19 protein-coding genes and 4 pseudogenes are annotated in these 21,113 nt (G+C 57.2%); 12 read left to right on the top strand and 11 right to left on the bottom strand.

Annotation, left to right across the window (positions count from 1 at the left end; all coding sequences use genetic code 11):
* The 3 genes and pseudogenes from JTP94_RS35520 to JTP94_RS14340 form a co-directional block, all read left to right on the top strand.
* Window positions 1-156, top strand: a pseudogene (locus JTP94_RS35520) (response regulator); the annotation flags it as partial.
* Between the two features lie 116 nt (window positions 157-272).
* Window positions 273-608 (top strand): annotated as a pseudogene (locus JTP94_RS14335) (AI-2E family transporter); the annotation flags it as partial.
* Between the two features lie 177 nt (window positions 609-785).
* Window positions 786-1,655: a transglutaminase family protein gene (locus JTP94_RS14340; RefSeq protein ID WP_204851172.1), complete on the top strand. Its 870-nt coding sequence runs from the start codon at window positions 786-788 to the stop codon at window positions 1,653-1,655.
* Between the two features lie 34 nt (window positions 1,656-1,689).
* On the opposite strand, the gene JTP94_RS35780 is transcribed toward JTP94_RS14340, so the two are convergent.
* The 8 genes and pseudogenes from JTP94_RS35780 to JTP94_RS14370 form a co-directional block, all read right to left on the bottom strand.
* Window positions 1,690-1,812, bottom strand: coding sequence for a hypothetical protein (locus tag JTP94_RS35780; RefSeq protein ID WP_271022995.1), 123 nt, complete (start codon window positions 1,810-1,812; stop codon window positions 1,690-1,692).
* Between the two features lie 550 nt (window positions 1,813-2,362).
* Window positions 2,363-3,085 (bottom strand): annotated as a pseudogene (gene istB, locus JTP94_RS14345) (IS21-like element helper ATPase IstB); the annotation flags it as partial.
* Between the two features lie 12 nt (window positions 3,086-3,097).
* Window positions 3,098-4,600, bottom strand: a pseudogene (istA, locus tag JTP94_RS14350) (IS21 family transposase).
* 275 nt (window positions 4,601-4,875) lie between these two features.
* Window positions 4,876-5,466, bottom strand: a complete 591-nt coding sequence (locus JTP94_RS35915) for a cation:proton antiporter (protein WP_312038169.1) — start codon at window positions 5,464-5,466, stop codon at window positions 4,876-4,878.
* The gene (locus JTP94_RS35920; protein ID WP_312038170.1) at window positions 5,397-5,873 is read right to left on the bottom strand and encodes a cation:proton antiporter; all 477 of its coding nucleotides are present in this window, start codon (window positions 5,871-5,873) and stop codon (window positions 5,397-5,399) included. The genes JTP94_RS35915 and JTP94_RS35920 overlap by 70 nt, the downstream gene beginning before the upstream one ends.
* A gap of 75 nt (window positions 5,874-5,948) precedes the next feature.
* Window positions 5,949-6,500, bottom strand: coding sequence for a host attachment protein (locus tag JTP94_RS14360; protein WP_312038171.1), 552 nt, complete (start codon window positions 6,498-6,500; stop codon window positions 5,949-5,951).
* 87 nt (window positions 6,501-6,587) lie between these two features.
* Complete coding sequence (locus tag JTP94_RS14365) at window positions 6,588-6,926, bottom strand: hypothetical protein (RefSeq protein WP_204851173.1); 339 nt, start codon at window positions 6,924-6,926, stop codon at window positions 6,588-6,590.
* 70 nt (window positions 6,927-6,996) lie between these two features.
* Window positions 6,997-7,188 carry a CsbD family protein gene (locus JTP94_RS14370; RefSeq protein ID WP_033184625.1) on the bottom strand — a complete coding sequence of 64 codons (192 nt, stop codon included), beginning with the start codon at window positions 7,186-7,188 and terminating at the stop codon, window positions 6,997-6,999.
* Window positions 7,189-7,919: 731 nt separating this feature from the next.
* Here JTP94_RS14370 and JTP94_RS14375 point away from each other — a divergent pair.
* From JTP94_RS14375 to fic, 6 genes are all read left to right on the top strand, one after another.
* Window positions 7,920-8,129 (top strand): cold-shock protein, encoded by a 210-nt coding sequence (locus JTP94_RS14375; RefSeq protein ID WP_037191038.1) that lies wholly within the window; start codon window positions 7,920-7,922, stop codon window positions 8,127-8,129.
* Between the two features lie 240 nt (window positions 8,130-8,369).
* Window positions 8,370-9,443: a ribosome small subunit-dependent GTPase A gene (gene rsgA / locus JTP94_RS14380; protein ID WP_246754970.1), complete on the top strand. Its 1,074-nt coding sequence runs from the start codon at window positions 8,370-8,372 to the stop codon at window positions 9,441-9,443.
* 271 nt (window positions 9,444-9,714) lie between these two features.
* Window positions 9,715-9,879 carry a hypothetical protein gene (locus tag JTP94_RS14385; protein WP_204851175.1) on the top strand — a complete coding sequence of 55 codons (165 nt, stop codon included), beginning with the start codon at window positions 9,715-9,717 and terminating at the stop codon, window positions 9,877-9,879.
* Window positions 9,880-9,958: 79 nt separating this feature from the next.
* Complete coding sequence (locus JTP94_RS14390; protein ID WP_271023005.1) at window positions 9,959-10,639, top strand: transposase; 681 nt, start codon at window positions 9,959-9,961, stop codon at window positions 10,637-10,639.
* A 138-nt stretch (window positions 10,640-10,777) separates the two neighbouring features.
* A complete protein-coding gene (locus JTP94_RS14395) occupies window positions 10,778-10,930 on the top strand; it encodes a hypothetical protein (protein WP_204851176.1) in 153 nt (50 codons plus the stop codon).
* 391 nt (window positions 10,931-11,321) lie between these two features.
* Entirely contained in the window at window positions 11,322-12,428 is a 1,107-nt protein-coding gene (gene fic / locus JTP94_RS14400; protein ID WP_204851438.1) for a protein adenylyltransferase Fic, read from the top strand.
* A gap of 256 nt (window positions 12,429-12,684) precedes the next feature.
* Here the strand turns inward: fic and JTP94_RS14405 are convergent, their stop codons facing one another.
* Complete coding sequence (locus JTP94_RS14405) at window positions 12,685-13,278, bottom strand: TetR/AcrR family transcriptional regulator (RefSeq protein WP_204851177.1); 594 nt, start codon at window positions 13,276-13,278, stop codon at window positions 12,685-12,687.
* A gap of 200 nt (window positions 13,279-13,478) precedes the next feature.
* Here JTP94_RS14405 and JTP94_RS14410 point away from each other — a divergent pair, with 200 nt between their 5' ends.
* Window positions 13,479-14,786: an HlyD family secretion protein gene (locus JTP94_RS14410; RefSeq protein WP_246754971.1), complete on the top strand. Its 1,308-nt coding sequence runs from the start codon at window positions 13,479-13,481 to the stop codon at window positions 14,784-14,786.
* The gene (locus tag JTP94_RS14415) at window positions 14,783-16,366 is read left to right on the top strand and encodes a DHA2 family efflux MFS transporter permease subunit (protein ID WP_204851178.1); all 1,584 of its coding nucleotides are present in this window, start codon (window positions 14,783-14,785) and stop codon (window positions 16,364-16,366) included. The genes JTP94_RS14410 and JTP94_RS14415 overlap by 4 nt, the downstream gene beginning before the upstream one ends.
* Before the next feature lie 87 nt (window positions 16,367-16,453).
* On the opposite strand, the gene JTP94_RS14420 is transcribed toward JTP94_RS14415, so the two are convergent.
* Window positions 16,454-17,368, bottom strand: a complete 915-nt coding sequence (locus tag JTP94_RS14420) for a DMT family transporter (protein ID WP_204851179.1) — start codon at window positions 17,366-17,368, stop codon at window positions 16,454-16,456.
* 394 nt (window positions 17,369-17,762) lie between these two features.
* Here JTP94_RS14420 and JTP94_RS14425 point away from each other — a divergent pair, with 394 nt between their 5' ends.
* Window positions 17,763-19,859 carry a bifunctional diguanylate cyclase/phosphodiesterase gene (locus JTP94_RS14425; protein ID WP_204851180.1) on the top strand — a complete coding sequence of 699 codons (2,097 nt, stop codon included), beginning with the start codon at window positions 17,763-17,765 and terminating at the stop codon, window positions 19,857-19,859.
* 111 nt (window positions 19,860-19,970) lie between these two features.
* On the opposite strand, the gene JTP94_RS14430 is transcribed toward JTP94_RS14425, so the two are convergent.
* Window positions 19,971-21,092: a lactonase family protein gene (locus JTP94_RS14430; protein ID WP_204851181.1), complete on the bottom strand. Its 1,122-nt coding sequence runs from the start codon at window positions 21,090-21,092 to the stop codon at window positions 19,971-19,973.
* Window positions 21,093-21,113 lie beyond the last annotated feature (21 nt).

The raw sequence follows: 21,113 nt of genomic DNA on the forward strand, positions 1-21,113 counted from the left end.
CCGGTCAAGTTGATTGTTGCTTCCGGCAGGGCAATCCTCCAAGAGAGCAGCCTTCCTGAGGGAAGTCGATTCTTCTCAAAGCCTTACAGCGATCATGCCATCGCTGACGCGATGGCCAGGATGCTTTTGGGCGACTTTAGGTTTCCCACCGCATAAGGAGCCGTTTCAGCCAACGAAGCAGTCTTGTGCAACATTTTCTTGTAAGCTGGTAGGGAAAGAGACCGGCCGGGAACAAGGCAAACATGTCGATGCAGCTTACGAGCTTTTGCGACCTTCTGGCGGTTTTGACGATGACGTTCCTGTCGATGCTGCCTGCAATTGGAGCCGCCCTTGTATGGCCTCCCGCAGCCATCTGGCTTCTCCTCACGGGTGCCTGGCTGAAAGCAGCGGTCCTGGTCAACATCGGCGTATGCGTGATAGGGCTGATCGACAATCTGCTGCGTCCACCGTTGGTCGGTAAGGGAACGCGGCTGCTCGACTGCGTCGTACTGATCTCGACAGTCGGCGGCATCTCCCGGTCCGGCATCAACGGAGTCGTCATCGGCCCCTTGATCGCCGCCTTGTTTATTGCCGCATGGCCGATTTTCGATCGAACAGCAGAGCGCTGAAAGAGCAAAGTCCAAAAGAATTGAATAAGAATTCACCGGCTTCCCAGCACCTTAAGCAACGGACGGGAGTGACGAAGCGTAGGTGATGGACGAGCTTGCGAGCCTGTCTGACAGATGCGGCGGCTCGTTCTTACGCCGACGCCCAGAGAGCCGACGCCAAGAGAACCGGAAACAATCATGGCACAAATTCGTATCCATCACCGCACGATCTATCACTATCGCTACGTGGTCAATCTCAGGCCTCACCGGCTGATGTTGAGGCCGCGCGAGAGCCCCGATCTCCAGCTGCTGTCGCATGAGGTCTCGATAACACCACAGGCCCAGGTCAGTTGGGCGATCGACGTATTCGGCAACGCCGTTGCCACCGCGGTTTTCAACGAGATGGCCGATGTCCTGACCGTTGATAGCGTCGCCGTGGTCGACCTTACCGCCGCAGCATGGCCGGTCTTTGCCATTGCAGGCACCGCCCTTACCTTTCCATTCCGCTATTCGGACGAGGAATGGACGGATCTCGGCGCGCTGACGGCTCGGCAGTATGAAGACCCGTCTCAGCAACTTCAGCGGTGGGCACAAGGATTTGTCGCAAGCAATTCGACAGACACGCTCTCGCTTCTGAAGGACATAAGCGCTGGGGTGTCGTCATCGATCTCCTATCAAAGCCGTGAGGCGGAAGGCACACAGACGCCAACCCAGACGCTCGATGGTGGTTGGGGATCATGCCGTGACTTCGCGGTGCTGTTTGCCGAAACTGTCCGTTGTCTGGGCTTTGGAGCGCGTATCGTGTCGGGATACCTGTTCAATCCCGATCAAATATTGCTCGGTTCGCAGGATCAGGGCTCGACCCATGCGTGGGTCGAGGTGTTCGTCCCCGGCGCAGGGTGGATCACATTTGATCCGACCAATCGCAGCATGGGCGGGGCCAATCTCATCCCCGTCGCCGTCACCCGTGATATCGCGCAGTCCGTTCCCGTCGCCGGCAGCTTCGTCGGTGCCTCCGACGCATTTATATCCATGAACGTCGAGGTCGAGGTCGAGGTCTCCACATGAGCTTCGCAAGCAGCCCCACGAGGATTTTAGTCGTCTAGCCATTCGCACGGATCACGACCCGAACGAGATTATCGTCCATCACCATCGGAACGGCAGCCTCAACCTCAAGGTAAAGCCGATAGATAGTGGCCGCCAGCGGTTCGCCGGTGTCGATCATCTCAAGGAGTTCGCTTGCACTTGATGGGCGCTGCAGGAGATCGAAAAATCGGAGTGTCGGGAATGCGGCTGACGACCATCGATACCGATCCCGCAACTGGCAAATTGGTGGTCACAAGCCGAATTGACCTGCGTCGGAACTGACCCCTAGGACGCCCGGTTGTGGAGCGTTCACCGCTCTGCGGCTTCCACCTTCGTTGGCCGTTTAATAGACAGAGTGCGCCGTTTGCTTTCGGCGGGCGCGGGACCTTCGGCCGTCGATCCATCTCATCGCCGGGGTGACTGCGATACCGTGGACAACAATTGACGTGAGAACGATAAGGAGGACAGTTGCCCAGACGGTCTCGACACGCTCGAACTCGGCTTGGCCCGTTGCGTATGCCAGGTAGTATGCGGATTTCAGAGGATCGGGACAGTCATTTCAGCAAGTTGCGGACAAGCGTTTCGCTAAGTCGCGGACAACGGGTGGGATCGATTCCCGGTTGCCTAGTTGCTGTTACTGATGATTGATTTCGTTTATTTCGGCGCCGGTCAAGAGCATCGGTGGCTTTCCGCTTCCGCATGCTGTCGCCTTCGAGCGTTATGCGGTGTGCGTTGTGAACAATACGGTCCAAGATCGCATCGGCTAAAGTGGCCTCTCCGATCATCTCGTGCCAGGCGGCCACGGGAATCTGGGCCGTGATCAGGGTGGACTTCCGCCGATATCTTTCCTCGAAGATTTCCAGCAGATCGAGGCGCTGCCGGTCGTTCAAGGTATGGGTTCCCCAGTCATCAAGCACCAGCAGGTGAACGCGTGCAAGCTTGTCGACGAGGCGCGGAAAGCGCCCGTCCAGCCTGGCAAGTGCGAGGTCCTCGAACAACCGCGGCATACGAACGTAGAGGACAGAGTAGTCGAGGCGAGCCGCCTGGCGTGCGAACGCACAAGCAATCCACGTCTTACCGGTCCCTGTCTGGCCGGTCAGGATGAGGTTCTCGTTTGCCTTGAGCCATGCACCTTGTGCCAGAGACAGGACGTTCCGGCGATCGAGGCCCCGATGCGATCCAAAATCGATGTCTTCGATCGAAGCATTGGCAAAACGAAGTTTTGCGGTGGCGAGCCTGTTTGTCAGCCTTCGGTCTGTTCTGACGGCGATCTCGCGGTCGAGCATCAGACCGAGCCGTTCGTCGAAGCTCAGATCGTTTCCATGAGTTTGCTCGAGAAGCTCGCGATAAGCCGTTGCCATGCCGGCAAGACCAAGCGCATTCATTTGCTCCAGTGTCGGATGTGTTAGCATCTAATGTCCTCTTCATTGGTAGTAGGTTTTGCCGCGGATATTGCCGTGCGGCGGCGCCGGCTTCACGGCCTCGCTCATGGTTGGAGCCTGATCGAGACCAGATCTGAGAATGTTGGCGACGGACGAATAGCTCAGCGCGTTGATGATCAGTGCTCGCTCGCAAGCCATCTCGAGCCGATTGGATTTGTAGCGGCGCGCCAGAGAAAGAACGCCTTGAGCGGATCGATAGCCCTGTTCGGGATGTGGGCGGTCGCATAGCAGGCGTTCGATAAAGGTCGCGGTATTGGTCCCGACCTTCGCTGCTTCCCGGCGCAATGTGTGGGGCGTCGTGTTTGCGTAGCGCTGGTGAGCCTTGGGCATATGTTCATTGACGGTGACGTGGCCTGAGCGCTGCGAGCTTCGAATGTGGCTGGCGACACGTTTGTGGTCAAAGAAGATCTCGACGGCCCGATAGGTCAGTCTGATGTCGACCCGCCTTCCGATGAGGCCGTGCGGCACGGAATAGAACGTCTTCTCGACCTCGACATGGTAATCGGGATGAACCTTCGCGATCTTCCATTCCGCATACTCAAACGGCGTTGAAGGCAATGGCTTGAGCTGGGAGCGCTCGACTTCATCGAACAAAGCGCGCCGAGATTTGCCATATCGCCGCATCGTTCGGGTATTGAGGTCCTCGATCAAAGCGCTGATGCGGATATTGAGATCGACAAGGCTGAAGAACCGCTCGTTTCGAAGTCTGGCCAGGACCCACCTCTCGACGATTAAAACCGTCCCTTCCGCAGAGGGTTTGTCCCGAGGATGCCGAGGGCGTGCTGGAACCACTGTTGTGTCATAGTGCTCGGCGAAGGCGGCAAAGGTCGCATTCAACGTCGGTTCGAACCAAAGAGCCTTAGCCACCGCAGACTTGAGGTTGTCGCAGATCGTCGTCTTCGTCACGCCACCAAAGAAACTGAAGGCCCGCTGGTTCGCCTCGATCCAATCCGGCAGCTTTTGACTGAAGCTTGCATAAGAGAACGTCAATTGCGACGCGCTCAGCACCGCCACATAGATCTGCGCCGCGCGGATCTCGCCAGAAGAAGGATCGATGATCGGGATCGTATGGCCGGCGTAGTCGCATTCCATCGCCACGCCACCGACATGACGGCTACGGTAGGTGGGCTTGGCACGGCTTTCGTGATCGGCAAACCGGCCGCAAAACCAGGTGTACCCATAGCCATCTGGATGAGCTTCCCGATATTCCTGCCATAACAGATTGAGCGTTACGCCCTTGCGCTACAGCTCGCTGGCCACCTTCGGCCAATTCGGCTCAACGGTATCGCGTGGAGGTCGCCCCATTCGGCGGAATAGTCGTTGCTGGAGAATTTCATCCTCGTCCAGGTCCGGGGGAAGCGGCCAGACCGCAAGCCCGGCTTCCCGCGCCCGCAGCACATACGTCGAAACCGACGTCTTGCTTATCTTCAGCCGCTCAGAAACGGCACGTATCGACAATCCCTGCTCGAACGTCAGCCGCAGTATTGATCCGTCTGGGCATCATGTCCTCGCTCAAACCACGAGGGCAAAGTGCCAGATCGGCGCTCACGAAAATCGATCTAAATCCGCCGCGATAGCTGTCCGCGACTTAGTAAAGTCGCTGTCCCGTACTTTCCGAAATCGATGTCCGCGACTTACTGAAATCTCTGTCCGGGACTTTGTGAAACCCGCAGGTAGTAGATTGATCCCAGGCCCCTGATGCCAAACACAGCGATGATCAGGCTTTCGCCCGGCGGATGTCCGGAGCCGATCAGACTCAGTCAGCCAATGATCGGACGGACAAATACGATCGCCAAGAAGGCGACGACCGCGACCCGCCAATCAATTCCCCCGAGCATCTGACCGCTTGCCGCGATCGAACCGAGGCAGACCAGTAGAACCATCATCAGCAATCGTTCTATTTGCTCGGCGAAGTCATGAAGTTGCTCATGAAAATCATGGTCCCGCTCACTCGCCCTGAATGCGACCGCCGCAAGGAAGACGGCGACAAAGCCGTAGCCACCAACCAGTTGCGTCAGCCCATACGTGGTAAATGTCATGCCCACTGCAACGAAGCCATCCTGCGTCTTCGCGAGGCTGCTTCCTCTCATCCTGAACGACAAAAAGCCGAAGGCCTTCCCCAGCGCCCATCCAACGACGCCGCCCGCGGCCAGTCTCCAGAACACATCCAGAAATGCCCAATGCTGCAAAAGATCCCTCCCCTCTTTCGCGGCAAGCGCCAGGGCGATGGCAAGGTGGACGAAAGGGAAGCTCAGGCCGTCGTTCAGACCGGCTTCGGATGTCAAAGCAAAGCGGACCTCGTCCTCCTCACCCGTTTGTGGTGGTCCGACCTGCACGTCACTGGCGAGCACCGGATCGGTCGGGGCAAGGCAAGCCCGAGTAAAACAGCAGACGCCACTCCGAGCCCCAGTATCCATGACCCGAGGAATGCCAGAGCACCGATCGTCAGCGGCATGGCTATGCCGAGAAGCCGCCATGTCGTCATCCACCGTTTCCATCCGATCGGACGGTCGAGTTTCAACCCCGCACCCATCAAAGCGACGATGACGACAATCTCGGTCATCCGCTCGGTAAATTCACGGCTTTCCAGCGGATTGAAGCGCGGGAGAAGTGGGAACGGCGACCATGCAAGCAGTGCGCCAATGGCCAGACACGCGATTGGAAGCGATAATGGGAGCCTTCTCATCATCAGCGGCAACCAGGCCGTCAGAAGGACGACAACACCGAGGATGGTCAGAGTGACGATATACAGATCCATTCACTCTGCCTTGCCGATGATTCAATTCTTTCTGAAGTCCCGTATCGTGTCGCAATGTGCCGACGACAAACGGGTTCAAGCGGATTGCACGGCTTTCTCGACATCCTGGGCAGAGTGGCCCGTCAGATCCTTTGGGATTTCCAGAAGCAATTTGGCGGAAAGGAACTTGTGATAGTGCTCTCGCAGTTCGCCCAGTGAACGCGGCGCCGAAATGACCACGAGATTGACAATCCCGCCCTCCAACACCTGCTTGTTGAGGTATTGAGCGACACCGGCGGAAAATCCGTCTTCCGCCATCTGGCTTTCATCCGGGTTCGCCGAGGTGCTTCCGTGGCGACCGCCCGAGCCTTTGGCTTCGTCCTCTATGGAAATGTCAGGTAGCGCGGTTAGACTGAGTTCCGCGCCAGTCCCGGTGTTGCGATAGAGATCTAGTTTTTCACCGTCGGTCACGGCGACGACTGTACCTTGCGGAAGTATCATTGGATTTCCCATGAAGTTGGCTCGAGCCGCTTCACGAGGAATTTCGCGAACGACGAGAACGTCGCGTTTTCCGCGAAAAAATACTAGAGACGGCGATTGTGGCTTTTCGAGGTGAATCGGTTCTCTCGGCCAAGCATGTCGCCACATCGCCCGCATCCATATGCAGCAAACGAGGACGTGCACCTTTCCCGATCGTTCTAGCTTCCCGCCATATTTAGAGAGCTCGCTGACGCGCTACTGGGCGGTGAAAAACGTCAGCAGGACCTTGCCCTTGTCGCCGAGCAAGCATACGAACCTGTCCGGCTTTCCGGTCTTTTCCTTTCGGGCGATGTAGGCCTCTCCAAGAATGACGGTCTTCACGGCCACATCCTCGACCTTAGTATCAGCATTGCTGATGGCGAGGCTTTCCATGTCCATGACAAGATCGGTGATCTCCGGCGACCGCTCCTGGAGCGCGAGAAGCCCTGTGTTCTTGCAGGCGTTGACTGCCGGATCCTCAGCTGTCTGGGCAAAAGCGTTTTCTGTGAGAAGACCGACAAGGACGGCCGTAATGGCGAATGCTACACATTTCATGGTCGTTTCTTTCGTGAAAAAAGCCCGCGACCAGCGCGGGCTTAAAGTGAACTTGAGTGCTCGAATTTGGCTATGCCTTATCGACGACCTTTTTCACCGCATCCTTGACGTCGCCCTTGGCAACCTGGGCCTTGCCCTTGGCTTCCTGTAGGGCACCCTTTGCCTGTTCCTCGTGATTATCAACGGCTTTGCCCACGGCCTGCCGCGTCTTGCCGGCGACTTCGTTCGTCGTGCCCTTAATCTTGTCTGCAGTGCTTCCCATAATCTTCTCCTTCGTTTGGCTGAAACGAAAGCCATGAAACCGCTATTCGTTCCACGCGTGAACGCTCCTCCGCAACAATTGCTCTTTTGAAGCCACGCAAAGGGGACGTCAGCAAGCGACACATCACTGATACAATGGCGATCAGTTTGACGGAGATCGCTCCGGCGCAGGGCACGGGGAGCGGCCCAAGTTGTTGGATCGTGTTCCCCTCCTGCAAACACGCGAACGTTACGTGGCCTGGTTTAAGGACCGCAATGGACGCCGGGAAGATCCGAAACCCTTGCGGGTTGGGCTGGCTACCGGCGGGCCGGCGAACTCGCGCCGTGTCGCCATAAGGAAGTCCCCGGCCCCACGGTGTTCGATTGTCGACGACAAACCGATCTGTCCTTGTTCATTTGACAGAGCTCCATATTTTCCTCTGGGTCTCGGCGAGATGGCAAACTGGGTCAGTCTTACGTGCAATTTAACAAGTCGGGGACTGGCGCAGCCTGAACCACTGGATTGCGCTAATCAGGTGCACAATCAAAGAGAGAGGCTTTTCAACTTGAAAAACTAAAAGTTGACAATTCCATAAATATGACCACATAAGCCTCATCGATATTTGCTTGCTGAGCTTTGGTTACCGCGCGTTTGGCACCGCGCCCTGAACGAACCTTCCTTTCAAAAATCGCTATCCACCAGCTGCAACGCGTGAGCGTTGTGGTCTCTCTATTGCTATGAAAGGGTTCTTCATGACCACTGGCACAGTTAAATGGTTTAATTCCACCAAGGGCTTCGGTTTCATTCAGCCTGATAATGGCGGCACCGATGCGTTCGTCCACATCTCGGCTGTCGAGCGCGCTGGTATGCGCGAGCTCGTCGAAGGCCAGAAGATTGGCTTCGAACTGGAGCGCGACGTAAAGTCGGGCAAAATGTCGGCCTGCAATCTCCAGGCTGCCTAACGCACTCGGTATCTGCTTTCCCTTGACCACGGATGTACTGGCACTGTTGAGAGCATGATACCAAACCAAGGTCAGGCAGTTTGCCTGGCCTTTTTTTGATATGCAATCCTTCTGATCGCCGTTAGGCTCATCTTCATGGCTCGTCGGCGTAGACGATTGGAGATCCCGCTGTTAACATGGACGACTTTTCATCGCTTGACTAGCAGCCACAAGCCCCACGATAGAGCCCCTCAATCTGAATTGGACGGAAAGCTCACCCATGAACATGTCACCGAATTTCCGTACCAAACTTTGACCGGTTCCAACGAGTCCTCATCGCTGGAACTGCTCGGCTGGTCCGATTTCTTTGCCGCTCAAGTAAAGTCAGGCGAGACGGATCTTGTACCCACGCGAGTTGCTTCGGTGCACCGGGCGCGCCTTGAGGCGATCGATGCCACAGGACCGATCGGGCTCAAACTTCCTGTCAATACGAACACCGCTGACTTCGCGGTGGGGGATTGGGCTCTTGCTCACCCCCTAACGGGCATGCTTGTCCGATGTCTTGAACGAAAGACATTGCTGCAGCGGCGTACAGAAGGCAGAAACGGTCAGCAACTAGCTGCGGCAAATGTTGATACGCTGTTCATCGTGACCTCGTGCAATGCCGATTTCAACCCCGCGAGGCTGGAACGCTATTTGATTACGGCTAACCAGGCGGGCACCACTGCGGTGCTGGTGCTGACCAAGGCCGACACCGTCGCCGATGCTGAAACATACGAGCAGCAAGCCATGGCGTTACAGCGAGGTTTGCCAGTGGTTACTTTGAATGCGCGGTCGGCAGATGCAATTTTCGCTCTGAAGCCCTGGTGCGGTGTCGGGCAAACCGTGGCGTTGGTGGGATCCTCCGGTGTGGGAAAATCGACACTGGTGAACACCTTGGCCGGGCCGGGGTCTGAGACCATACAAAAGACCGGAGGGATCCGCGAACACGACGCAAAGGGCAGGCACACCACAACAGCGCGATCCCTTCATGCGATTGCCGGCGGCGGATGGGTGATCGATACGCCCGGAATAAGAACGCTGTATGTGAGTGATGTTACCGACGGCATGGATACGCTGTTTAGCGAAATCACCGATCTGGCTCCCCTTTGCCGCTTTCGCGATTGCACGCACGCCCATGAACCCGGCTGCGCCGTACAGGCGGCCGTCGGCACCGGCGCGTTGGCGTCTGATCGCCTGGAACGCTGGCGCAACCTGCTCGAGGAAAACCGCGGCAGAACGCCAGTGTATGCTGGGCCACGGGGCAACAAAATCGTCCGCAAGAACAAATACTGAGAGGATATCTCGCTTTAGACGCCGTGCTTTCAAGAGGCCGCCTTGTGGACTGGCATAGGGTGCACTGATTGAGGCGTCCCATGCCGAGCCTTCTCACTCATCATTCAAAATGAGCAGCCCTTTGGCTCGGATAAGGGAATGCCTTGGCGGCGGTATGCGGTGATGCCGCGAGTGCATTCCGGCAATTCGTGCGCCCCTACTCCATCCCCCTATTCCACTCAGTCAAAAGCGCTTCAGCATCCCGCTGGAACCAGTAAAATCGGAGACATCCATGTCTGACAAGAAAACAAGTGCCGCGGCAGCGCAGCAGCCTTACGAGCCGATTCCCTTTGCCAAAAAGCATCGCATATCGGTTGAGGATGCAAAGGCAATCATTGAAAAATACGGGTCGGATCGAAAGTCGTCCGACAAGGAAGCACGACGTGTGAGTGTTTAACAAAGGCCCTATATCCACACTTCCGCGTAGTTGCTGGGCGAACCAAGTTTCAAATTTTTCGCAGCGCTTCCGAAACGAGGTGCCATTTCTGGAGCATCTAGCCAACAAGGGTGTCGAGATCTTTGACAGGCAAGGGGTTGGTTTACTGGCCGAAGCCGGACTTTGGGGCTGTATCCGTTATCATGGCCTTGTCGGCGACATGGTAATCATCTCAGACGACGCCGGTCAGTTCCGGGTCGGCAATCATGCCCTATGCTGGGTCCATTGCGAGCGTCTTTTGCAAAAGCTGATGCCGACAAAGGCGAAAGAGGTTCGATCGCTCGCACTGGTTCGCGATCTCGTCTGGCGATTTTACAAGGCTCTAAAGATATGGAAGCAGAAGCCCTCCCCGCAGGCAATTCCGGCTTTCCGCCGACGGTTCGACAGGATTTTTAAGCTGCGCACCGGCTATGACGCACTCGACGCATTGCTGGTCCGGCTGCATCGCCGAAAGGCGGAACTGCTGCGCGTGCTTGAACGGCCGGAAATTCCGCTCAACACCAACGCATCAGAGAACGACCTGCGTAGCTTCGTCATCAGGCGAAAAATCTCTGGCGGCACCATGAGCAGAGATGGTCGGGTTGCCCGTGACACGATGTTTGGCCTCATGAAGACTTGCCAGAAACAGGGCTTATCCTTCTACCATTACCTTGGCGACCGGCTCGGCATCCACGGTAAAACTATCCCGCCACTGGCTGGTCTTATTGCAGCAAAAGCCTAAGCGCGCGTATTGTCTAACGGCGCATAATTAACTTGCCGGGTGTCAGCGGGCGAAAAATTGGACGTTGACTTTGTATCGTCAAGCACACACCACCGGCACATCGAGTGGACTTGTCTGAAGCCAATCCGGAGGCCAGTAGTGACCTATGATCGTTCCATTCGGTTATCGATGGTTATTGATTTCAGGGCGCAAATCACGCATGTCGGCCGTCCTGGATCGGTGGATTCACCGGAAATCCGGGCTTTTTCGCCACTTTTCACCCAGGTTCGGTGGATTCTTTTGCTCGATTGAGTGGACTGACACCTGCTCATTGCGCCGGATTACGCCCTCTCCCGCGCCTTCCCTGCTCTCAATGCCTGGCTTAAACCGTAACGCCTTCCCGGTCGTCCTCCGAAACACCCGGGTTTGCGGCGTTTCCGCCATGGAAGGCCGCTGACGCACCTTCAGCTGCCGCGATGGGTCGTTGATCATCTTCGGTCAAATAACGCGCTGTATGGCCTTCTATTTCGGTCATAAAACACGCTTGCAAAGGAACGTTTGCTAGCACCTTCTGCATTTGTACAGACCGCTTGCGAGACACATGATGTGTCGATACATTGCGATTCCATCGACATGATTTGACGATATGTCGATGCTGACGACATATCCGCTCGACATGTCGATCGTACGAGGATTGATCGACATGCCATTTCAGCCTAACCGCCCTTACAACGACCTCCCCATCCTGCCTCCGTACAAGGATGTGGAAACAAAGGCGGTGCTGAAAGCCTGCATTGCAGCCCGTGCGGCACTGGCGGAACTGCGTGTTTCCGGCCAGCTCATTCCCAATCAGGCGGTCCTCATCAATTCGATTCCGCTGCTCGAGGCACAGGCGAGTTCCGAGATCGAGAACATCGTCACCACGGCTGACAGGCTGTTCCGCTTCGCAAATGAAGCCGGCAACCAGGCTGATCCGGCGACGAAAGAAGCACTACGCTATCGCACCGCCCTCAGTGAAGGCTTCCAGACGCTCAAACAGCGTCCTGTGTCGGCGTCCACAGCGATTGCCGTCTGCAGGACTATCAAAGGCGTCGAATTGGATATTCGCGCGACGCCGGGAACGGCGCTGATGAACGAGGCAACAGGCGCCGTTATTTATACGCCGCCGGAGGGACAATCGCTGCTGCGGGACAAGCTGTCGAACTGGGAGCGATACATCCACGAGGCCGAGGATATCGACCCGCTGATCCGGCTCGCCGTGATGCACTACCAGTTCGAAGCCATCCATCCTTTCACCGATGGCAACGGTCGAACGGGCCGGGTACTGAACCTGCTCTACCTTGTCGACAAGGGCCTGCTGGACATCCCGGTCCTCTATCTCAGTCGCTACATCATCGGCAACAAACAAGCCTACTACGATCGCCTGCTCGCCGTGACGACGGACTCCGCGTGGGAGGACTGGATCCTCTATATGCTTGAGGCAATCCGGGAGACCGCCAACTGGTCGACGGCGCGCATCCGTTCTATCCGGGATCTGCTCGATCAAACCGCAGAGCGCATCAGGCGAGACCTGCCGAAGATTTATTCGCGGGAGCTGGCCGAGGTAATCTTCGTGAACCCCTATTGTCGTATCGGCGATCTGGTGGCCGCCGACATAGCGAAGCGGCAGGCCGCCTCGGTTTATCTGAAATCCCTTGCTGAACTGGGCCTGCTACAGGAGATAAAAGCCGGTCGAGAAAACCTCTACATCAATCCGGCTCTACTTGCTCTTCTCGCCGACCGTCGGCCTCCGGTGGCAGTCGAGCGATGAAGCGCCCGGACGCCAGACAGCGCCTGATCGGCTAAGCGCATGGACTGCCTGAAAAAGTAAGGCGGCAACCTCACTCCGCCACGTTGCAAACAATGTGATCGCGCCGACTGGGGTATTGATGAAAAGCTGATCCTCGACGGCTTGCGTTTTCCTGCTGGGGAGACGCTTCCGCATTCGCCGATAACGGATGCATCATTTGTCGCTGAGCGGATTCCCTGGCGCGGCGCTATCGTGCCGCAGTCGGTCCACCTTTGCCTCAAGCGTTGGTGGGGTAATAGCCGCAACCGCGCAGGAAAAAGGATGCCGCCTTGCGCGCATGATCTTCCATTTCCGTTTTGACCGGCGTCAGGTCGGCATGAAACAGCGAGGATATCATCATCGGTAGCAAGACCAGGTCGATGAAGCGCCGCGCCGTGGCCTCAAGATTGTTCGGTGCAAAGGCCGGAAGAGATCTGATCTCCTCGGCCTCGGCAAGCTCCGCCACCAGCTTCATCACCGTGGCCACCCCATGTGCTCGCATGGCGTAATGGATTGTTGTTGCCAGCTCGGGATGGCGCGTGGCTTCGGCAATCACGCTACGTATGAGCCCAATGGTCTCATCCTTGACGGCGCGTTGCACGATCAAGGTGCCTGCGGACTCGAACCGTTCCAGGATACTGCCTGATGTAGTAGAGGCCGTCATTTCGGTGGATTTCTGCGCCCAGCGCAGAACAACCTCCCTGAACAGGGTCTCCTTGTTGGTAAAACGATTATAGATGCTCGGCTTCCCGGCCCTGGCTACCTCCGCGATTTCGTCAATGCTGGCTCCCTCGTAACCGCGGGCGATAAAAACCTGGAGTGCGCCCTGCAAGATCCTGTCTTCGACTTCTCCAGCCTTTTCCCGCGGCGGACGGCCCCGCCGGTGCGTGTCTAGCTTCGGCTTTGTGATTTTGGATTCTGTCGTTTCTCTCGCCAAAGCGCGCCTCACCGATTTTTGATTGGCATGAATGCGGGTTCACGCCCTCTCAGGCCCTTGACTAACACCTCGATCGGATCTACGTCAATATTTAAATGAAACGTTCCGTTTCTTTTATTGTGTCGCGACGAAAGAGGTTCAACATGAGCGCGCCTCAGGATGAGACTTTTGGAAAGCTGATCGTGCTGGAGCCGAAGCCCGGCGGTGCGGTGGCAAATAATGAGCAAGACAGCATCGTAGCGAGACAGGAGCAGGCAGAGGCTCCGCTTCCCGGCGACCAAGCCTATGTCGGTGACGATACAGAGCGGGCTGTGGACAATTCTGATGCGGAGGAAGCCAAGGGTAGAGGCTCTCGACGTTTGAGGATGCTATTGATCGGCGGAAGTGCACTGGCCGTGGCGGCCGTTGCAGGATATGTCTATTGGGACAACGGCGCACATTACGAAAGCACGGACGATGCCTTCATCGCCGCCCGTCAATATGCCGTGTCTTCAAGGGTCGCCGGTTATATTTCCTTGGTTGCCGTCACCGACAACCAGCATGTGACAGCAGGCGAAATGATCGCCCGCATCGACGACCGCGATTATCAGACATCTCTTGAACAAGCGCAGGCGCAGGTTGCCGCGGCAAATGCCAATATTCAAAATACGCAAGCGCAGAAGCAGGTTCAGCAGGCGAATATCGAAGAGGCCAAAGCTCAGATCGAGCAGGCCAAAGCCAACCTCGTCTTTGCCCAGCAACAAAATGACCGCTACCAGACGCTGATGAAGAGCGGTTCCGGCACTATTCAAGAGGCTCAACAATATACGTCGCAATTGCACCAGCAGCAGGCCACCCTAAATACGAACGAAGCCTCCTTGACTGCTGCACAACGCCAGCTCGATGCCTACGATTTCCAGATCGCCAGTGCCCAGGCTACCCTCAAGCAGGACCAGGCGCAGCTGGACCAAGCCAAGCTCAATCTTTCCTACACGATGATGACGGCGGTACAGCCCGGACGGGTGGCGCAGCTTTCCGCCAGCGATGGCCAATATGTCCAGACGGGTTCGAACCTTGCCATGTTCGTGCCGGACAAGCTCTGGGTGACGGCCAATTTCAAGGAAACGCAGCTCGATCAGATGCGTCCGGGCCAGCCGGTGACGCTGACAATCGATGCCTATGGAGGACGCACGATCTATGGCCATGTCGCAAGCGTACAGCCGGGATCTGGAACGGCATTCTCCCTACTTCCGGCGGAAAATGCCACCGGCAACTACGTAAAGATCGTGCAGCGCGTACCGGTGAAAATCGAGCTTGATGACGTGCCGAGCGATGTGACGCTGGGACCGGGCATGTCGGTCGTACCCACCGTGCGGACCGACGCAAGCCTCTCCATATGGGAAAGCTTGAGGGACTTGCTATGAGCGCGAGCGCTGTTGCCAAACCGTCGGCAACCCCATGGATCATCGCCATTGTCGTAGCACTTGCCAGCTTCATGGAAGTGCTTGATACGACCATCGCCAATGTCGCCCTGAACTACATTTCCGGCGGCCTCGGCGTCAGTCAGGACGAGGCATCCTGGGTTGTTACCACCTATCTCGTCTCCAATGCGGTGATAGTGACAGCGACGAGCTATCTTGTGCGCCTTATGGGGCGCAAGGCCTTCTTCCTGAGCTGCCTGGCGCTCTTCACCGTCAGCTCAGTCATGTGCGGCTTTGCGCCGAGTTTGCAGTTCCTCCTCCTTGCCCGGATTTTGCAGGGTATCGGTGGTGGCGGCATGGTGCCAGTCGCTCAATCAATTCTGGCCGATAGTTTTCCGCCGGAAAAACGTGGGCAGGGCTTTGCCCTGTTCGGGGTGGCTGTTGTTGTCGCCCCGGTAGTGGGTCCGACCTTGGGCGGATGGCTTTCCGATAATTTTTCCTGGCACTGGTGCTTCCTGATCAACGGGCCGGTCGGTCTTCTGTCGCTCGTCGCTGTTGCCATGCTGATCAAGGAGCCCGAAGGCAGCGCCGATGAGCGTGCCCGGCTGCGCAAGGAAAAGATTGGCTTTGACTGGATCGGCTTCGGCCTGGTTGCGACCTTCCTCGGATCGTTGGAACTGATGCTCGATCGCGGCCTTGAAGACGATTGGTTTGGATCGAACTTCATCATCATGGCAGCTTCGATCTGCGCTTTGGCCTTTGCGCTAATGATCCCCTGGGAGTTGAAGCACAAGAATCCAGCCGTTGATATCAGGATGCTCGTTAGCCGGCAGTTCGGCACATGCTTTCTGGTCATGATGGCGACGGGGGCGCTGCTCCTGGCGACAACCCAGTATCTGCCGCAGCTGGTTCAGGCAAATCTCGGCTATACGGCAACCTGGGCTGGCATGATGCTGTCTCCCGGCGGCGTTGTGACTATGGTTATGATGTTCGTCGTCGGCGCCTTGTCCTCAAAAATTCAGCCGAAATACCTGATCGCGGTTGGCGCGGGCTTTGTTGCCTTCTCCATGTATCAGGTGACCAGCGCCTATAGTGGTATCGGCTTCTGGTATCTTGCCGAGGCGCGCATGTTGCAAGGAATTGGTCTGCCCTTCATATTCCTGCCGATTACCGCGGCGTCCTATGACGGCATCCCCTCCAGCAAGACGGACCAGGCATCGGCGCTGCTGAATGCCGCGCGCAACACCGGCGGATCGATTGGCGTGTCGCTGATATCCAATATCATTACCCACCGGGAACAATTTCATCAAAGCCGTCTGGTCGAGCATGTCATTCCTTCGAATGGAGCCTATCAGGATACGCTCAACCAGGTGACGAATTACTTCACCGGTCAGGGCAGTTCACTGGTGACGGCAAATCAGCAGGCGCTTGCCTGGATCAACGAGCAGGTGCAAAGCCAGGCTTCGTTCCTGGCTTACATCGACGCCTTCTGGGTTTTGACGCTGATTTCCCTGGCCGCAATCCCATTGGCCCTTACGCTACGCAACGTAACACTCGGCAAGAAGGCATCCGTGGGACATTAGAGCCTATTGAGAACTAGCAGCCCCACCTTTGTTCAGATGTGTTCAGGTTCTTCAGAGGAGCGTTAGGAGACGGAGAAAGCCACCGCCTCAATGCCCGTCCCGTGCGACAGCGTCTTTCGGGATAGTGTCGGTCAGATTCTTCCGGTGGAAGATGAAAAGGCCGGCAAGCACGATGATGGCGGCTCCGAGGAAGACTTGGATATCCGGAATGTCGCCGAAGAAGAAGAAACCAAGCGCTATCGCCCAGATAAGCAGCGTATATTGCAGAGGTGCGAGCAGCGACGCGGGCGCAAGTTTCAGCGATCGCGTTATCAGCATATGGGCGCTGCCGGCAACAACGCCGAGCGCCAACATGGCCGCAAAATCGAGCGTCGACGCGGAACGCCAGTTGCCGATGCTGAGTACGAGTCCCGCGACAAGTGCGCCGACAGTCTGCCAGGCGACGAGCGTCGCATCATTCGTCTGTCGCAGCCGCCGGCCAAGCACGAGTGTCATCGCGAACGCGAGGCTGCCGCAAAGGCCAAAAAGCGACGGCCAGGAGAACATTGCCGTCGAAGGTTTAAGCGCGATCAATACGCCGACAAAACCGATGAAGACGGCCAGCCATCGCCGCCAACCGATCCTCTCGCCAAGGAAGAAATGCGAGATCGCGGCGACATAGATAGGACCGGCCATGTAGAAGGTCATGACATCGGCAAGCGGCAGATAAGTGACAGCCGCATAAAAAAGACCAACGTCGGCGGTCGTCATCACTATGCGCAGAAGCTGCAGCGGCGGCCGCTCGATGCGGAAGAGTGCATCGCTTCCCTGCCGCGCGATCATGGGCGCGAGAATGATGAAGGAGCCGAGCGAGCGTATCACCAGAACTTGGCCGACGGAAAAGCTCGCGACCAACCACTTGCCCATGGCATCGTTCAGTGAAAACAGAAAATCGCCGAGAAGCATCAGAAGCACGCCGGCAAGCACGAGATTGCCATCCGTGCCGGCTTTGCGAACATCCATGATGCTTCTCCCGACGATTCTTATGTTTCTTTCGCACGGCTGTAGCCGGTTTTGCCCCTACCCCGCAAGGCGGCCGCGAGCGGGTCGCCTGGCTCGACGCTTATATTCCGATCAGCCTTTTTGAGGCGCAGACGCACAATTTGCGGGATCAGGTCACGCCTGTTACCTTTTGCCCCTATGAGCACTCGGTGTTTCGCACGGCGAAGAAAGGTGACAAGAGCGGCAGAGGCAGACCAATTCGACCGTGTAGCCAATCATGCGGGAGGAAAGGCGCTCGGTGGGTCGCTGGAGGAGATTTACGCCCTCACCTCCAACGGCCAAAAATGCATCCCGCGTTTTCATGGTTGCATAACTCGTTGCCGATATTATTCGTTAGCCAAGCAAGAGAGCAGTGATGACGCAGCAGCCGGGGAAACCGTCTAAGTCAACCATAGAAGATCAGAACGATGCCGACCGGCAGCCGCGTGAGCCGCTCGAATTGCTCCAAGCTCAGCTTCTGTCGCTGACCGAGCGATACGAATGGCTCGAGGCGATGATCAACTACGTGCCTGACTTCATCTATGCCAAGGATAGAGACGGCCGTTTCCTTTTTGCCAATCGTGCAATCGTCCTCAACAACGGCTTTACGCATGTCGACGAATTGATCGGCCTCACCGATGCCGAAATTCACCCGATGGCCGACGCTCATAAGATTGATGAAGTCGAACGACGGGTCATGGAGACGGGTAAGCCTGATCTCGGCGTGGAGGAACGACGGATGAAGGGCGAAGGCTGGCTGATGATGTCGCGCGTGCCGTTGCGGGACCAGAACGGCAATATCATCGGCGTTGTCGGAGCCTCTCGCGATATCTCCGCCCGCAAGCGCGCAGAGGAGTTGATGAGCGCGCAGACGAAGCTTCTCCATGACGTTGCGCGAGGCGTCGACCTCGGTTCGTTTCTCAAGGATGCCCAAGCCCTCCTTGAGCGCCTTCTCAATGGAAGACAGGTCAACTTCATTCTGAATGGCGAGCAACGCCAGACCCTGGCGGATGAAGTCATCGAGTTTCCCATCTTCTCACGAGATGGAGGCAAGCACGGGACATTGACGGCATCGAAGACCGAGGATGACGAAACCGGCCTCACGGAATTCCTCGCAGGCATTGCTCAAACCGTCGGCATCGCCATCGATCGGCATCGTGACATCGCTCATATCGCCTATCTTGCCGAACATGATGCGCTGACCGGGTTGCCAAATCGCACGCTCCTTAATCGAAAGGTCGTCGCTCTCCTGGAAAAGGCATCGCAGGCGGGGAAGTCCCTGGCCGTAGCCTTTGTCGATCTTGATAATTTCAAGCTGGTGAATGACAGCCTTGGACACGCCGCGGGAGACGAATTGCTCAAGGTGGTGGCCCAGAGAATATCGGCGCAAATTAGAAGCAGCGGCATCGTGTCGAGGATCGGCGGTGATGAGTTCATCATTGTCCTGGAAGAGAACCAGGACCCTTTCCATGAAAGGCTCAAGGCTATTCTCGAAGGGATGTCCGAACCGCTGACCATCGATGGCGTCAAAATTCGGGTCAGTTGCAGCATCGGCGTGGCGTGCTCCAGAAAGCACGGCGACACTGCGTCGGAGCTATTCGCAAACGCCGATATGGCGCTCTATCGCGTGAAGGAATCCGGTCGCAACGGCATTCAGCTGTTCACGCCTGCGATGGGGGAAGAAGCCCGCAGCAAGCTGACCCGCATCGAAGAACTGCGGCGGGCGGTGGAGCGGGACGAATTCGTGCTCCACTATCAACCGCAGAAGGATATCCGTAGCGGTCAAGTGATCGGCGTCGAAGCGCTCGTACGATGGCAGCACCCTGTCGAAGGCTTGCTGCTGCCGGGAACCTTCATCCCGCTGGCCGAAGAAACGGGGCTGGTGGTCTCGATCGGCGATATGGTTTTGCGCGAGGCTTGCCGCCAAGCTCGGGCCTGGCAGGACCAGGGTCTGCCGGCGTTGCGTATAGCGGTGAATGTTTCCGCCAGGCAGTTTCTCGAGAATTCGCTGATAGACCAGGTTGCATCGGCACTGCAGGCTGCCAACCTCGATCCGCAATGGCTCGAACTCGAACTGACCGAAAGCTTGATCATGCGGGATGTGGAGGGTGCCATAGAGCGCATGCATGCATTGAAAGAGCTCGGTGTCAGCCTCGCTATCGACGATTTCGGCACGGGATATTCGAGCCTCAGCACCCTCAGGCGCTTCCCCCTCTCCCGGCTGAAGATCGACAGATCGTTCATTGCGGACATTCCCGAGAAAGCTGGCGACATGGCGATCACCTCCGCCATCGTATCACTTGGCAGAACTCTCGAATTGGAGGTGGTCGCCGAGGGCGTAGAGACCGAGGAGCAAGTTCGCTTCCTCGAAGGAGCCGGATGCGAGATGTTTCAGGGCTTTTTGTTTGCAAAGCCCCTTCCCGCTTCCGAGGTCGGAAACCTTATGGCGGTGCTGGTAGCCCAGGCCGGGTAGCCAGCAATTGTTTCGGGATATGAGGCGTCCCAACCGGCCGTGAAGAGCGGGATAGACCCACCGCCTCACGTTACCGCACCAGCATAACAGCTCCTCTTCGGCCGTCCGAGTTCACGGCAACGTCACGATTTCGATCCAGTTCGCGCCGGCATCGACCGGATATCGGCCGACGGAAGCGAGCGCGCCGCTCGTCTGGTCGATGGCATAAACGGAGAGCTTGTCGGATTTCTCGCCGGACGCCGCAAGGAACAGGCCTGACGGATCTATGCGAATGCCACGCGGTTGCTGCTCGGTCGGGTAATTCGTGACATAGGTCAGCGTCCCGTCCCCACCGGCGACATGGAAGAGCGCGATTTTGCTGGTGGTTCGCTCGGTCGTATAGAGGAATTTACCGTTCGGCGTGATGCCGATGTCGGCGGCCCAAACCTTCGGCTTGCCGTCATCCGCAGGGGCTGCGGCGGGCGTGATTGCATTGAATGGTGGGGGAACTGGCGGGGCGATGCCCGGAGACAGCCCCGCATCGTCAGGCACGGACGCCACGCTCTCGACTTCGCTGAGCGTGCCCCTGCTGGGATCGAGACCGTAGTGGATGACATGACCGGTCAGCTCGGTCAGGACATAAACGGACTTGTTGTCCGGAGACAGAACGATGTGGCGCGGGCCGTATCCCAGCCTGGTCGCGACCTGCCGCGGATCGTTCGCCTCCAGCATGCCGGTCTCTGGATCGAGGACGAACTGCAACACGGCATCGGAACCGAGATTGGTTGCAAAGACATATTTACCGGTGCGATCACTGACGATCGAATGGGCATTGCGGCCGGTGAGGACCATCTGTCGTGCGCCATCGGTGACGCGCCCGTCCTTGCCGACAGGCAACACGGCGATCTTGTTGCCGCCATAGGAGGCGGTGAAAAGCAACCTGCCCGATGGGTCGGTGGAGACGTAAGCCATGCTATCGGGCAGAGCAGCAACAGCCTCCTGCGTCAGCTTGCCGGTTTCAGGGTTGATTGCCAGCGTCAGCACTCGATACGGCTGCGAACGGATAACGGCGTAGAGATGCTTCCTGTCCGGACTGACGGTCATCGGCATGATCATCTTGCCAGCGTCGAAAGTCGAAACCTGCGTGAGAGCGCCTGTCGTTTCATCCATACCGTATATGTCGATCGTCCCCGCCGTCGTTGCTGCGACATAGACGAAAGTCCGGGCAGCTGCACTGAACGAAGCTTCAATCATGGGTCACCTCACCCGAGCGTT

This window comes from Martinezella lusitana, assembly GCF_016901135.1.
GTDB classification, from domain to species: domain Bacteria; phylum Pseudomonadota; class Alphaproteobacteria; order Rhizobiales; family Rhizobiaceae; genus Rhizobium; species Rhizobium lusitanum_D.

Bases quoted from the DNA above. Each gene is read 5' to 3' on its own strand.
- JTP94_RS14340 (WP_204851172.1), top strand. From the start codon at position 786: ATGGCACAAATTCGTATCCATCACCGCACGATCTATCACTATCGCTAC.
- JTP94_RS35780 (WP_271022995.1), bottom strand. From the start codon at position 1,812: ATGATCGACACCGGCGAACCGCTGGCGGCCACTATCTATCGGCTTTAC.
- JTP94_RS35920 (WP_312038170.1), bottom strand. From the start codon at position 5,873: ATGGATCTGTATATCGTCACTCTGACCATCCTCGGTGTTGTCGTCCTT.
- JTP94_RS14360 (WP_312038171.1), bottom strand. From the start codon at position 6,500: ATGTGGCGACATGCTTGGCCGAGAGAACCGATTCACCTCGAAAAGCCA.
- JTP94_RS14365 (WP_204851173.1), bottom strand. From the start codon at position 6,926: ATGAAATGTGTAGCATTCGCCATTACGGCCGTCCTTGTCGGTCTTCTC.
- JTP94_RS14370 (WP_033184625.1), bottom strand. From the start codon at position 7,188: ATGGGAAGCACTGCAGACAAGATTAAGGGCACGACGAACGAAGTCGCC.
- JTP94_RS14375 (WP_037191038.1), top strand. From the start codon at position 7,920: ATGACCACTGGCACAGTTAAATGGTTTAATTCCACCAAGGGCTTCGGT.
- JTP94_RS14385 (WP_204851175.1), top strand. From the start codon at position 9,715: ATGTCTGACAAGAAAACAAGTGCCGCGGCAGCGCAGCAGCCTTACGAG.
- fic (WP_204851438.1), top strand. From the start codon at position 11,322: ATGCCATTTCAGCCTAACCGCCCTTACAACGACCTCCCCATCCTGCCT.
- JTP94_RS14410 (WP_246754971.1), top strand. From the start codon at position 13,479: ATGAAACGTTCCGTTTCTTTTATTGTGTCGCGACGAAAGAGGTTCAAC.
- JTP94_RS14415 (WP_204851178.1), top strand. From the start codon at position 14,783: ATGAGCGCGAGCGCTGTTGCCAAACCGTCGGCAACCCCATGGATCATC.
- JTP94_RS14420 (WP_204851179.1), bottom strand. From the start codon at position 17,368: ATGGATGTTCGCAAAGCCGGCACGGATGGCAATCTCGTGCTTGCCGGC.
- JTP94_RS14425 (WP_204851180.1), top strand. From the start codon at position 17,763: ATGACGCAGCAGCCGGGGAAACCGTCTAAGTCAACCATAGAAGATCAG.
- JTP94_RS14430 (WP_204851181.1), bottom strand. From the start codon at position 21,092: ATGATTGAAGCTTCGTTCAGTGCAGCTGCCCGGACTTTCGTCTATGTC.